Origin of the sequence: Flavobacterium celericrescens, assembly GCF_011392075.1 — a bacterium.
Taxonomy (GTDB): Bacteria; Bacteroidota; Bacteroidia; order Flavobacteriales; family Flavobacteriaceae; genus Flavobacterium; species Flavobacterium celericrescens.
The window spans coordinates 14,740-28,995 of record NZ_JAAJBV010000006.1; the positions used below are offsets into that span (position 1 = coordinate 14,740).

At 33.2% G+C, this 14,256-nt stretch carries 10 protein-coding genes and 2 tRNA genes; 10 read left to right on the forward strand and 2 right to left on the reverse strand.

The window, feature by feature from the left end; all coding sequences use genetic code 11:
* The first annotated feature begins 39 nt into the window (after positions 1 to 39).
* From G4L40_RS08925 to G4L40_RS08935, 3 genes are all read left to right on the forward strand, one after another.
* Entirely contained in the window at positions 40 to 1,623 is a 1,584-nt protein-coding gene (locus G4L40_RS08925) for a M50 family metallopeptidase (protein WP_166236862.1), read from the forward strand.
* Between the two features lie 71 nt (positions 1,624 to 1,694).
* Positions 1,695 to 1,768: transfer RNA gene (locus G4L40_RS08930), tRNA-Asn, on the forward strand.
* A 35-nt stretch (positions 1,769 to 1,803) separates the two neighbouring features.
* Positions 1,804 to 1,877 (forward strand) — tRNA-Asn (locus tag G4L40_RS08935).
* A gap of 38 nt (positions 1,878 to 1,915) precedes the next feature.
* Here the strand turns inward: G4L40_RS08935 and G4L40_RS08940 are convergent.
* The gene (locus tag G4L40_RS08940; protein WP_166236863.1) at positions 1,916 to 2,392 is read right to left on the reverse strand and encodes a TspO/MBR family protein; all 477 of its coding nucleotides are present in this window, start codon (positions 2,390 to 2,392) and stop codon (positions 1,916 to 1,918) included.
* Positions 2,393 to 2,474: 82 nt separating this feature from the next.
* On the opposite strand from G4L40_RS08940, the gene G4L40_RS08945 reads away from it, so the two are divergent.
* The 5 genes from G4L40_RS08945 (at position 2,475) to G4L40_RS08965 (ending at position 6,947) form a co-directional block, all read left to right on the forward strand.
* A complete protein-coding gene (locus G4L40_RS08945) occupies positions 2,475 to 3,551 on the forward strand; it encodes a diphosphomevalonate/mevalonate 3,5-bisphosphate decarboxylase family protein (RefSeq protein WP_166236864.1) in 1,077 nt (358 codons plus the stop codon).
* Positions 3,552 to 3,597: 46 nt separating this feature from the next.
* Positions 3,598 to 4,536, forward strand: a complete 939-nt coding sequence (locus G4L40_RS08950; protein ID WP_166236865.1) for a mevalonate kinase family protein — start codon at positions 3,598 to 3,600, stop codon at positions 4,534 to 4,536.
* A 98-nt stretch (positions 4,537 to 4,634) separates the two neighbouring features.
* Positions 4,635 to 5,555, forward strand: coding sequence for a geranylgeranylglycerol-phosphate geranylgeranyltransferase (locus G4L40_RS08955; protein ID WP_166237001.1), 921 nt, complete (start codon positions 4,635 to 4,637; stop codon positions 5,553 to 5,555).
* A 30-nt stretch (positions 5,556 to 5,585) separates the two neighbouring features.
* On the forward strand, positions 5,586 to 6,470 hold the full coding sequence (locus G4L40_RS08960) for a pseudouridine synthase (RefSeq protein WP_166236866.1): 885 nt from the start codon (positions 5,586 to 5,588) through the stop codon (positions 6,468 to 6,470).
* A gap of 117 nt (positions 6,471 to 6,587) precedes the next feature.
* Positions 6,588 to 6,947: a nuclear transport factor 2 family protein gene (locus G4L40_RS08965; protein WP_166236867.1), complete on the forward strand. Its 360-nt coding sequence runs from the start codon at positions 6,588 to 6,590 to the stop codon at positions 6,945 to 6,947.
* A gap of 4 nt (positions 6,948 to 6,951) precedes the next feature.
* Here the strand turns inward: G4L40_RS08965 and dusB are convergent, their stop codons facing one another.
* Positions 6,952 to 7,947, reverse strand: coding sequence for a tRNA dihydrouridine synthase DusB (gene dusB, locus G4L40_RS08970; RefSeq protein WP_166236868.1), 996 nt, complete (start codon positions 7,945 to 7,947; stop codon positions 6,952 to 6,954).
* A 160-nt stretch (positions 7,948 to 8,107) separates the two neighbouring features.
* Here dusB and lepA point away from each other — a divergent pair, with 160 nt between their 5' ends.
* Both lepA and G4L40_RS08980 read left to right on the forward strand, forming a co-directional pair.
* On the forward strand, positions 8,108 to 9,904 hold the full coding sequence (gene lepA, locus G4L40_RS08975; protein WP_166236869.1) for a translation elongation factor 4: 1,797 nt from the start codon (positions 8,108 to 8,110) through the stop codon (positions 9,902 to 9,904).
* 128 nt (positions 9,905 to 10,032) lie between these two features.
* Positions 10,033 to 14,244: a T9SS type B sorting domain-containing protein gene (locus tag G4L40_RS08980; RefSeq protein ID WP_166236870.1), complete on the forward strand. Its 4,212-nt coding sequence runs from the start codon at positions 10,033 to 10,035 to the stop codon at positions 14,242 to 14,244.
* The last annotated feature ends 12 nt before the right edge of the window (positions 14,245 to 14,256 follow it).

Sequence of the window (14,256 nt, forward strand, 5' to 3'; positions counted from 1 at the left end):
GAAAACCTTACTTTTGTCGTTTAAATAAAAGCATAAAAAATGATTCAAGTAGCGCAAATATTATTCATATTATCAGTTTTAGTAATTCTTCACGAATTTGGCCATTATATTACAGCCAAAATGTTTAAAGTACGAGTAGAAAAGTTCTATTTGTTCATGGATGCTGGTTTTTCATTAATCAAAAAGAAAATTGGAGAAACCGAATGGGGAATTGGATGGTTGCCTCTTGGTGGTTATGTAAAACTATCAGGAATGATAGATGAAAGTTTAGATACCGCTCAAATGAGTGAAGAACCTCAGCCTTGGGAATTTCGTTCAAAACCAGCTTGGCAACGTTTAATTATTATGCTTGGTGGAATTATTGTAAATATAATTTTAGCTTGGTTAATCTTCACCATAATGTATGCAACCGTAGGACAAAAATACATTGCGACTGAAAAAATACAAGAAAACGGATTGGCTTTTGGAGAAGTAGGACAATTTGCTGGGTTTAAAAATGGCGACAAAATTTTAGCTGTAGATGGCAATTTTCAGCCAAGTTTTAATAGAATGACATTAGATGTTCTTTTAGGAAACAAAGTTACTTTAGATAGAAATGGGAATAAAGTAGACTTGTTTTTAACAGACGAAATGAAAGGAAAAATAATCAGCGAAGAAGGTAAAGGCTTTTTATCGGCAAGAAGTTTCTTAAATGATGTTTTTGTAGATTCTGTTACTAGTAAATCAACTTTCAATAGATTTGATCAATTTGTTGGAATTGGAAATAAAAAATTCAAATATTTTGACGAGTTCACAGATGAATTAAAAAACAACAAAAACAAAGTTGTAGATATTGTTGTAAAAAGAGACAATAAAGAAGTTTTAATTGCAACTAAAGTAGATAGCGCTGGAAAAGTTGGATTTAATAAATCTGTTTTCATCACTGCTAATTATGATTTTAAAAATGCCAAAGTAAGCGAAATACAAGAAAATTCTGCTGCTGAAAAAGCAGGAATTGAATTTGGTGATATAATTACAGGTGTAAACAGCATTGCAGTAAGCAATGTGAAAGATTTTAAGCAAATTATTAGCAACAAAAAAGGTGAAAAAATAACTATCGAAATCAATAGAAACGGAAGCACAAAAACTTTAAACGCTACAATTTCAAAGAAAGGAAAATTAGGAATTGATTTTGATGATAAAACCTCTGAGAAATTATATACTAAAGTCAACGATTTATCATTTGCCCAAGCCATACCTGCCGCAGTTAAAGAATCATGGGCATTATTGGTCTATAATGTAAAACAATTCAAATTAATTTTGAAACCATCAACTAAGGCTTATACTAAAGTACAAAGCCCAATTGGAATCGCACGTCGCCTACCAGATGAATGGAATTGGGAATTTATTTGGAATTTTACAGCATTATTCTCAATTGGATTAGCATTTATGAACTTACTGCCTATTCCAGGATTAGATGGTGGCCATGCTTTATTTACTATTGCAGAAATGATAACTGGAAGAAAATTATCGGATAAAGCAATGGGATATGTACAAACTGGCGGAATGATTATCTTGTTGAGTTTAATGGCTTTAACTTTTGGAAAAGATATTTACCAATTAATTATCGATAAAGTTTTGTAATTTTTACAAAAAATAATTTGCGTTAATAAAAAATCAGTTTATATTTGCACTCGCTAAAAAGATAAACACTTTCCTCCTTAGCTCAGTTGGTTAGAGCATCTGACTGTTAATCAGAGGGTCCTTGGTTCGAGCCCAAGAGGGGGAGCAACTTTTTAGCAAAACATAAACCCATGAGGTTATTCCTCCTTAGCTCAGTTGGTTAGAGCATCTGACTGTTAATCAGAGGGTCCTTGGTTCGAGCCCAAGAGGGGGAGCAAAAAAGTCTTACAGATATGTAGGACTTTTTTATTTATTATCGATTCAACCAAAAAATACTTCCCGTTAAAACTGTTGCAAATCCTACCCAAACCAAGTAAGGAATTAGTAGATAAGCCGCTTTTTTATCAATCTGTTTGAAAACAAAATAAGTTTCATAAATCATTAACCAAAGTAGAATAATTTCAACAAAGGCTAATAAAAAATTATGCAATCCAAAGAAAATGTATGACCAAAGTGCATTTAATACCAATTGGATAATAAAGAAAAGCATCCCTTTTTTTACCAGAGGCATTTTTGTTGCCATTTGATTCCAAATTAAACCACCAGAAATTCCCATTAACACAAAAAGCAAAGTCCATACTGGAGCAAAAACCCAATTTGGCGGATTGAAAAATGGTTTTTTAATCAAAGGATACCATGATTCTACGCTTGCTTGAGTAACTTTACTAGACAAATAACCAACCGCCAAACAAACGATTACTAAGTTTATAATTCTTAAATATTTTGTCATCATTTCAATTTTATAAGCAAATTAACGAAATATCAAGGGAACAAATCAATCTAAATCGGTATTTTTGTCAAAATTTTAAGCTATGCTTACTGAAAAAGATTTTATAACAACATCATATAAATCCATTGATGCGGCAAGTTTCGAATGGAGCGCGCCTAGTAATATTGCCTTAGTAAAATATTGGGGCAAGAAAGAAAATCAAATTCCAGCGAACCCATCGATAAGTTTTACATTAAACAATTGTAAAACAATAACTAAATTGGATGTGATTAAAAAATCAGAAACCAATAGTTTTTCATTCGATTTGCTTTTTGAAGGAAAACCAAAAGAAGATTTCAAACCAAAAATTCAAAAATTCTTCGAAAGAATCGAAAAATATTGTCCATTTTTAAAAGAATATCATTTTAAAATCGATACCCAAAACACTTTTCCTCATAGTTCTGGAATCGCTTCTTCTGCATCTGGAATGGCAGCTTTAGCAATGAATATTATGAGTCTGGAAAAGGCTATTAATCCAACTATTTCTGACGAATATTTCTATTCAAAAGCATCATTTTTAGCAAGATTAGGAAGCGGAAGTGCTTGTAGAAGCATCAAAGGTGAAGTAGTAGTTTGGGGCAATCATGCTGAAATTAACGGAAGTTCGGATTTGTTTGGAGTGGAATTTTCTGAAATTCATCCCAACTTCAAAAACTATCAAGACACAATTCTGTTAGTAGATAAAGGCGAAAAACAAGTTTCGAGTACAGTTGGGCACGATTTAATGCACAATCATCTGTATGCCGAAAAACGTTTTGCTCAAGCACACGAAAATTTATCCAAAATGAAAGCGATTTTAACTTCTGGAAACACAGCAGAATTCATTAAAATTGTAGAAAGCGAGGCTTTAACTTTACATGCAATGATGATGACTTCGATGCCCTATTTTATTTTGATGAAACCAAACACTTTGGAAATCATTAATAAAATTTGGAAATTTAGAAATGAAACACAAATTCCAGTTTGTTTTACATTAGATGCAGGAGCAAATGTGCACGTTTTGTATCCTGAAAATGTGAAAGAAAATGTATTGCAATTTATTCAAGATGAATTAGTTGGCTATTGTCAAAATGGTCAGTATATTTGTGATCAAATTGGAAATGGTGCAAAATCAAATTAATTTTGTACATTTACTCATTGTTTACTGAAAAAGAAAACTGAAATTTATGAAAGGACCACTTTTTTACTCAAAAATATTACTTTTCGGAGAATATGGAATTATCCAAGATTCGAAAGGACTTTCAATTCCATATAATTTCTATAATGGTGCTTTAAAGAAAGATGAAAATGCTTCGGAAAGCGCAATTAAATCAAACGAAAGTTTAAAAAAGTTTGTTCTTTACTTAGAACAATTACAAGCGGAACAACCAGAACTAGTGACTTTCAACTTAGAAGTTTTAAAACAAGATGTAAACAGTGGAATGTATTTTGATTCCAGTATTCCGCAAGGATATGGTGTAGGAAGTAGCGGTGCTTTAGTCGCTGCGATTTACGATAAATATGCTAATAATAAAATCACAGTTTTAGAGAATTTAACACGTGAAAAATTATTGCAATTAAAAACGATTTTTTCTCAAATGGAATCGTTTTTCCACGGGAAAAGCTCAGGTTTAGATCCGTTGAACAGTTATTTGAGTATTCCAATTTTAATTAATTCGAAAGATAACATTGAAGCAACAGGAATTCCAACACAAAGTACTCAAGGAAAAGGTGCTGTTTTCTTAATCGATTCAGGAATTGTGGGCGAAACTGCTCCAATGGTTTCTATTTTTATGGAAAACTTAAAAGATAACGGTTTCCGAAACATGTTAAAATCACAATTCATAAAATATACCGATGCTTGTGTGGAAAACTTCTTGCACGGCGATGTAAAATCGTTGTTAGAAAACACCAAACAGTTGTCAAAAGTAGTTTTGAATAACTTTAAACCGATGATTCCAGAGCAATTTCACCAAGTGTGGCAAAAAGGAATCGATACCAACGATTACTACTTAAAACTATGTGGTTCTGGCGGTGGCGGTTATATTTTAGGATTCACTCAAGATTTAGATAAAGCAAAAGAATCATTGAAAGACTATAAATTAGAAGTAGTTTATAATTTTTAAAATAGGCGAAAGGGATTAGGCAAAAGGGATTAGATTTGAGTATAAAATTCAACATTATTACCCTTCACCCTTCACCCATTACCTTTAACCTAAAAGAAATGCTTACTCGTAAATCCAAATTAACGCTTAAAAAAATCGCAAGCTTCTTCTCTGTAATTAGAGGATATAATATTTGGGTTGTTGCATTAGCGCAATATCTTTCTGCTATTTTTATTTTGGCACCTGAAAAAAGAGCTTTAGCCATTATTCTCGATTGGCGTTTGTTTTTGATTGTTATTGCTTCTACCCTAACCATTGCTTCGGGTTATATCATCAATAATTTTTACGATGCGAAAAAGGATTTAATCAATCGCCCAAAAAAAGCCATGATTGACCGTTTGGTAAGTCAAGAAACAAAGTTAAAGGTGTATTTTGGAATTAATTTCATTGTCGCTTTGCTAATGTTTTTCATTTCTTGGCGTGCGGTTTTGTTTTTTTCGACTTACATTTTTTTAATTTGGTTTTATTCACACAAACTAAAAAAGATGTTTTTGATTGGTAATATTACTGCAGCGGTATTAGCAGTTTTGCCTTTCTTTGGAATTTTAATGTATTATAAAAATTTTTATGCTGTTATTTTTGCACATGCAATCTTCTTGCTTTTATTAATTTTAATTAGGGAAATAATTAAAGATTTAGAAAATATTGAAGGAGATTTAATTGCAGATTACAAAACTATTCCTGTTGTTTTTGGAGAAAAAACCGCTAAGGCAGTAATTTCAATATTAACTTCTTTAACTTTAATTCCAGTATATTTTTTAGTTGAAATATATAACGTGGGTTACATGGACATCTATTTTTATTTGAGTTTAATAGGGTTGTTATTTTTTGCCATGCTGTTATGGAAAGCAACTACTAAAACCGAATATTTAAAACTCCATTTTTTACTAAAATTTATTATTGTATCGGGTGTTTTTTGTATAGTTTTAATCGAACCTTCTGTTTTAATTCACGGCAAAAAATTGATTTCAACATATTAGTTATATCTTTGCAAAAATTTGTTTACAATTATGTCACGTCATCAAGATAACGATAAAAGTCGTCCAGGTTCTGCAAGACAAGGAGGCTACAAGAAAGCTAGTAATTCTAGAGGAAATGCGCCTATACGAAAAGCGCCTTCAAAGTTTACTACAAAACCTGAGACCGCAAAAGAAGCGCCAAAGGCTCCAAAAAAACCTTCAAATCCAGATGAAATCCGTTTAAATCGATACATTTCTAATTCAGGAATGTGTAGTCGAAGAGACGCTGATATTTACATTCAAAGTGGAAATGTAAAAGTAAACGGTGAAGTAATTACCGAAATGGGTTACAAAGTAAAATTAACCGATTCAGTTCAGTTCGATGGTGTAAACATAACGCCAGAAAAGAAAGAATATATTTTACTAAACAAACCTAAAAACTTTTCTACGGCTGGAGATGACGCAGCTGGTTCTGCAAATGTTTTGGATTTAGTACGAAATGCAACAAAAGCTAATTTGATGCCTGTAGGAAGAATGGACAAAACAACAACAGGTTTATTATTGTTTACAAATGACACTGAAATCGTTCAAAAATTCACGGTTCCAAATCAACGTTCGTCGAAAGTATACCAAGTTTCGTTAGATAAAAATTTGAAATTCGAAGATTTAGAACGTATTCAAAAAGGATTAACGATTGATGAACACAGAGTTTACGTGGAAGAAATCACTTACATCGAAGATCAGCCAAAAAGTGAAATTGGTTTGAAAATGAAAACTTCAAACGTAAAAATCGTGCGTAGAATTTTCGAACATTTAAAATATGATGTTTTAAAAGTGGACCGCGTAACTTTCGCCGGTTTAACTAAGAAAAATTTACCAAGAGGCGATTGGAGATTCTTAACCGAACAAGAAATCATAAACCTTAAAAATGCTTAAACGTATTTTTTAAAACATATTGGCACATTGAATTATATTCTTTGTGCCTTTTTTTATTTAATAATCTTTGCGAACTTTGCGAAAACTTAGCGCTTTTAGCAATTAAATCTATACTTTATGCCAAATCAACTACAACAAATCGCCATTAAATGGTTTGATGCTTTCAATACCAAAAACTTAGAAAAATTACTAGCATTATACGACGACGAAGCTCAACATTTCAGCCCGAAATTAAAAATTCGTAAACCCGAAACCAACGGATTAATCATTGGAAAAGAAGCGATGCGCGTGTGGTGGCAAGATGCTTTTGATAGATTACCAACTTTACACTACAAAGTAACCTCATTAACCGCGAACACCGACCGAGTGTTTATGGAATACACACGTCAAGTAACAGGCGAAGCCGATATGTTAGTTGCAGAAGTTTTAGAAATTAAAGACGGAAAGATTGTGTTTTCTAGGGTGTATCATGGGTAAATGATTATCCTTCAAAAACATAATCCGCATACACCTGCTCAATCTCAGTAAACACATCTAATAACTGATTAATGCCATCTGTTGTAACCAATTTTTGTTTGTATTCTTTAAAACCGTGAATGCCTTTGAAATAATTAGTATAATGACGACGCATTTCGTTGATGCCTAAACGTTCGCCTTTCCATTCAATGCTCCAAATTAAGTGATTTCTTGCGGCTTCAATTCGGTCGTTCATACTTGGTGGCGCTAATTTTTCTCCTGTTGCGAAATAATGTTTAATTTCATTAAAAATCCACGGATAACCAATCGCAGCACGACCAATCATCATACCATCTAAACCGTATTTGTTTTTGTATTCCAATGCTTTTTCAGGAGAATCAATATCGCCATTTCCAAAAATAGGCATTGTAATTCTAGGATTTTCCTTAATTCTTTGAATATGACTCCAGTCAGAATGTCCTTTATACATCTGTGCTCGCGTTCTAGCATGAACCGTTAAAGCTTGTACGCCTATATCTTGCAAACGCTCAGCAACTTCATCAATATTAATTGAACTTTCATCCCAACCCAAGCGCGTTTTTACCGTAACCGGCAAACTCGTTCCTTTGATAACGGCTTTTGTTAAACGCACCATTAAATCCACATCTTTTAAAACGCCTGCTCCAGCACCTTTACAAACGACTTTTTTTACAGGGCAGCCAAAATTAATATCCACCAAATCAGGTTGGACGGTGTCTACAATTTTAGTACTCATTTCCATAGCTTCTTCATCACCACCAAAAATCTGAATTCCTACTGGACGTTCGTAATCAAAAATATCTAGTTTTTGCTTGCTTTTCATAGCATCACGAATCAATCCTTCCGAAGAAATAAATTCAGAGTACATTAAATCAGCTCCATGTAATTTACATAAACGACGAAATGGTGGATCGCTCACATCTTCCATTGGGGCTAATAATAAAGGGAAATCGGGCAGTATGATGTTACCAATTTTAGGCATGGTGCTTCAATTTTTTGCAAAGATAGGAATTTTTTAAATCGAATGGGTTTCCAAAGATTCTTGGGTTTAAAATCCAAAACTTTAGCTTATATTTGCAGATTAAACGCACAAGAGTTTTGAGGATGAAAATGGCTCTTGTACCTGAACTTTACATTGAAAGATGAAACACATTAGAAATTTCTGCATTATTGCACACATTGACCACGGAAAAAGTACGTTAGCGGACCGTTTATTAGGTGCTACGCAAACCGTTACAGCTCGTGAAGAAAAAGCTCAGTTATTAGATAACATGGACTTAGAACGCGAACGTGGTATTACCATAAAAAGTCACGCCATTCAAATGGAATATACCTACAAAGGGGAACAATACATTTTGAATTTGATTGATACGCCAGGTCACGTGGATTTCTCATACGAAGTTTCTCGTTCAATTGCCGCTTGTGAAGGGGCTTTGTTGATTGTAGATGCGGCGCAAAGTATTCAGGCACAAACGATTTCGAATTTATATTTGGCTTTAGAAAACGACTTGGAAATTATCCCAGTTTTAAATAAAGTAGACTTGCCTAGTGCCAATCCTGAAGAAGTTAGTGATGATATTATCGATTTATTAGGATGTAAATTAGAGGATATTATTCACGCATCTGGAAAAACAGGTTTTGGTGTTGAAAATATTTTGGCAGCTATTATTGAGAAAATTCCAGCTCCAAAAGGAGATCCAAACGAACCGCTTCAAGCGTTGATTTTTGATTCACATTACAATCCATTTAGAGGAATTGAAGTTATTTTCCGTGTTCTTAATGGAGAAATCAAAAAGGGTCAGAAAATTAAATTCATGGCGACTGGAAACGAATATTATGCAGACGAAGTTGGAACATTGAAATTAAATCAAGTTCCAAAAAGCATAATTTCTACCGGAGATGTTGGTTACTTAGTTTCGGGAATTAAAGAAGCTAAAGAAGTAAAAGTTGGTGATACAATTACAGATGCAAAAGAGCCAACTCAAAATGCGATTTTAGGATTTGAAGATGTAAAACCAATGGTTTTCGCTGGAATTTATCCTGTAGATACAGAAGATTACGAAGACTTACGCGCTTCGATGGAGAAACTTCAGTTGAATGATGCTTCATTAGTGTTTGCTGCTGAAAGTTCGGCTGCCTTAGGATTTGGTTTCCGTTGTGGATTCTTAGGAATGTTGCACATGGAAATTATCCAAGAACGTTTAGAGCGTGAGTTCGACATGACGGTTATTACAACGGTTCCTAACGTTTCGTATCATGCTTACACTAAAAAAGAACCTAACACTATTTTAATTGTAAACAATCCATCGGATTTACCTGAACCTTCAAAATTAGACAGAGTAGAAGAACCATATATCAAGGCAACCATCATCACAAAATCAGATTTCGTAGGAAACGTAATGAGTTTGTGTATTGAAAAACGTGGTTTAATTACTAATCAAACCTATTTAACAACAGAACGTGTAGAATTGAATTTCGATATGCCATTAGCGGAAATCGTATTCGATTTTTATGATAGATTAAAAACAGTTTCTAAAGGATATGCTTCTTTTGATTACCATCCAATAGGAATGCGCGAATCAAAATTAGTGCGTTTAGATGTTTTATTAAATGCACAGCCAGTAGATGCGCTTTCGGCTTTAATTCACGAAAGTAATGCATACAACATTGGTAAAAAAATGTGTGAGAAGCTAAAAGAATTAATTCCAAGACAACAGTTTGATATTCCAATTCAGGCTGCCATTGGTGCTAAAGTCATCGCACGTGAAACTATTAAAGCTTTAAGAAAAGACGTTACTGCAAAATGTTATGGTGGAGATATTTCACGTAAACGTAAACTTCTTGAAAAACAGAAAAAAGGTAAAAAACGTATGCGTCAAGTAGGAAATGTTGAAATTCCTCAAGAAGCATTTATGGCTGTATTAAAATTGAATGATTAACAAATAATTAAAAAATTGTGAAAAAGTTTGAATAATTATTAATGTTTGAACTTTTTCATAATTATAATAAATATCATTTTTATTTTTTCCCTATATTTATATCAATGATTTTAATCCCAAACAAAATCTTGAAAAAAATAACCTATATATTCGCCATTTTATTTTCAACAAGTTTGTTTTCTCAAACAATAACCGTTGACAATACAACTAATTCGCCAGCTCAATTAGTTGATTTATTACTTGGAAATTCTTGTGTAGAAGTTTCAAACATCTCTATTTCTTCAGCGCAATCGGTTGCTTATTTTAATAGAAATGCTTCTTCATTTCCAATAAATGAAGGAATTATTATTCGAAATGGAGCAGCAATAAATACGCAAGGACAATATTTAAACACTAATTTAAGCACACAAATTAATACAAATAGTGATGTTTATTTACAAAATTTAAGTAATTCAAGCGGTCAAACAGCGGCAATTACTGATGTAGCGTTTTTAGAATTTGATTTTATACCGCTTTCGAATACATTTAATTTTAATTTCCTTTTTGCGTCTAACGAATATGGTGAATATCAATGTGAATTTAGCGATGTTTTTGCATTTGTTTTAACCAATTTAAGCACTGGTGTATCTACAAATTTAGCTGTAATTCCAGGCACTAGTACACCTGTAACAGTAAAAGATATTAGAAATTCTATTTACAATTTTCCAGGTGAAACTTGTGCGTCTTCCAATGCGTCATTTTTTGATGTATACAACGTAATTAATCCATCAGCATCAACATTGAACATGCGTGGCCATACAGTTCTAATGAATGCAGCATCTGCAGTTATTCCAAATACTCCTTATAAAATTAGATTAGTCATTGGTGATTATAATGACTCAAGTTATGATTCTGCTGTTTTTTTAGCTGCAGGAAGTTTTACAACAACTTTAGATATGGGTCCCGATCAAATTATTTGTACAGGAGATGAATATCTATTAGACACAGGTTTAGACACTACTTACACTTATACTTGGTTTGAAAATGGAAATCCAATTCCAGGTGAAACCAATTCTTCTTACACGGTAACACAAGCTGGAACATATACTGTTGAAGCAGTGAAAGGCTCTTGTTTAATAACGGACACGGTTGTATTTACTGACTTAGCTGTAATAGCACCACAAAACTTACAAACTTGCAACACTGGTGCTGCTACGTATTCATTTAATTTAACCACAAATAATGAAGTTTCTTTAGGATTAAACCCTGCAATTTATGATGTTCTATATTATGAAACACCTGCAGATATTGTGGCAAACAATCCAATACCAAATGCTAGTTTAAGCACTTATCCTAGCTCAGGTGGACAGACCATTTTGATAAAAATATTAAACACCTTAACAGGAAATTTCTGTGATGCAGTTTATCCGTTTAATTTAATTGTTACAAATGCAGTTATAGCTACACAACCTAACAACATTCAACTGTGTGAAGGTGTTGGCAGTACTAATTACACATTTACAACGCTTTTAGATGCTGAAGTATTAAATGGACAATCGGCAGCTAATTATACTATTTCATACTATAACACTGTAGCCGAAGCTACTACTGGAATAGGTGCAATAACCTCTATTTCAATACTTAATGGAACTACAACTGTAACTATAGGTATTAGAATGCAAGATAATTCAAATCCAAATTGTTTTGATGTTACCTCAGTTACTCTAATTGTAAACCCTTTGCCTACAGTGGATGACATTCCAGATCCAACAGAATGTCATGATTTTACCTTGCCAGTTATCACCAATGGGAATTATTTCACTGGTCCTGGTGGAACTGGAACGCCGTTAAATGCGGGAGACATAATTGACAATGGCGGAACATATTATATCTTTATTGGTCCTGATGCTAATGGATGTACTAATGAATCAACATTTAATTTAACATTAATCGATGAGTATGTTCCTCAATTAGATCATTGTGGGGTGTTTACTATTCCAACTCCACCTGAAAATATAGGCGATTTTTATACCGCACCTGGAGGCCCTTCAGGAACTGGGGTTCTGCTTCCAGAAGGAACACAATTTACAAATACTACACAAGTAAGCACTTCAATGACCATTTATTATTATGCTGAAGTTAATGGTATTTTTTGTAGAGATGACCAATTCATAATCAACATTCACCCAATACCTTTAGCAGATTCACCTTCAGATGTAACAGCTTGTGATTCGTATGTATTACCTCCTTTAACTAATGGTTCATATTTTCTTTTTTCTGGAGGAATTGGTGCGTTAAATCCTGGAGATGTAATTAGTGTTAATGGTCCAAATTTCCCTGGAACATATTATGTTTTTTCTTCAAATGCTAATTGTTCAATAGAAAACACATTTGACATAAATTTAGTTGACACCTCTCAATTCACCGCTGTTTCAGCTTGTGGAAGTTACACATTGCCTTCAGTTGCTTTTGGCGGATATTATACAGCGCCAATGGGTGGAGGAACCCATATAACAGATTTGATAATTACCTCTTCACAAACTGTATACTATTTTACAAACACATCGGTGCTTCCGAATTGTACTGACAATTTAAATTATAACATAACTATTTATCCAAGACCAGCAGTTGATGTAATACCAAGCGGAACACATTGTGGAGAATTTGTATTACCTACTCTAGCTAACGGCACTTATTATACTTTATCTGGTGGACCTACAATTATTGGGCAACAGCAATTACATGCAGGAAACATTATTGATTTATCAGGCGCTCATTTAGCACCAGGAACATATTATATCTATAATGGCCCGGATGCAAATGGTTGTGCTAACGAATCGAGTTTTACTATTTCATTAAACCCTTTTCCACCTGTTGATGGCGTTTTAAGCGAGACTAAATGTCAACCTTATTCAATACCTGCACCAACATTTGGAACTATTTATACCGAATCTGGCGGCCCTTCTGGAACAGGAGTTGTTGTTTCTCCTACAGATGTATTTAATTACACACACACATTTTATATTTACAATGTTGACCCAACTACTCTTTGTGTAAGAGATTTACCTTTCACAATGACATATAACGGCATCAATTTACCCGATTATCAAAATATTAATGTTTGCGAGAATGATAATTTTCAATTACCGGCACTAACACATATAGCTCCAACTCCTTTTAATTATTCAATTGGTTATTTTTATGACCCAAATGGTATTAATCCTATACCAAATGGAACAATTTTCAATACTCCAAACACAACTACAACTATTTATGTATACGCCGTAAATGGGGATAGAATTATTTGTACTCAAGAAGATAGTTTTGATATTATAGTTTCAGAAACGCCAAATTTAGCTGCTTTAGGATTGGTTTTCGATAATGAAGAATGTGGAAACTATGTTTTACCAGCATTACCAACTGTACCATATAACATTAATTATTATTCACAACCAGGAGGAAATACTGCTGATTTAATTACGAATTTAAACATTTCAACACCAGGAACATATACGTATTATGTATATGCTTCAGCAACAGGAAATCCAAATTGTAATGATGAAATTGCATTTACTTTTACAGTACATCCACTGTTAGACATCACATTACAAGGAGGAATTATCTGTGTAGATGCTATAACAGGAACAGTATATAGAAACTTTACCATTCATTCTGGACTAAATCCAGCTTTCTTTACGGTAAATTGGTACTTGAATGGCACACTTATGGGAACTGGACCAAATTATACAGCTACTCAAGCTGGAACATATGATGTTGAGTTTATAAAACTTACTCCAGACGTTGGTTCTGCTTGTAATTACAATAATACAACCGTTACAATTACTCAATCAGGACCTGCGGTTGCTGATTTTGATGTGAGTTCTGCTTTTGAAAACAATACATTTATTACAGTAAATATTACAGGAGGTTATGGTGATTACTTGTATCAATTAGAATATCCAAATGGAAATTTAAGCGCAATACAATCTAGCAATGTTTTTTCTGATTTAGAAACGGGTGAATATTTTGTTAATATAATTGATATTTTAGGTAATTGCTCTCCGACCCGCATTGGACCAATTTATATTATTAATTATCCAAATTATTTCACACCAAATGGTGATGGAATTAATGACAATTGGAATATTTGGGATTTAAGCCAACAACCGAATGCCGTTATTTCAATTTTTGATCGATACGGGAAATTTTTAAAACAATTATCTCCCGCAAGTTTTGGTTGGGATGGAACTTATAATGGTGAAAAATTACCATCAACAGATTATTGGTTTACCGTAGAATATTTATCGCAAACATCTCAAACAAAACAGATATTTAAGGCTCATTTTTCGTTAAAGCGATAATTCAAAGTTATT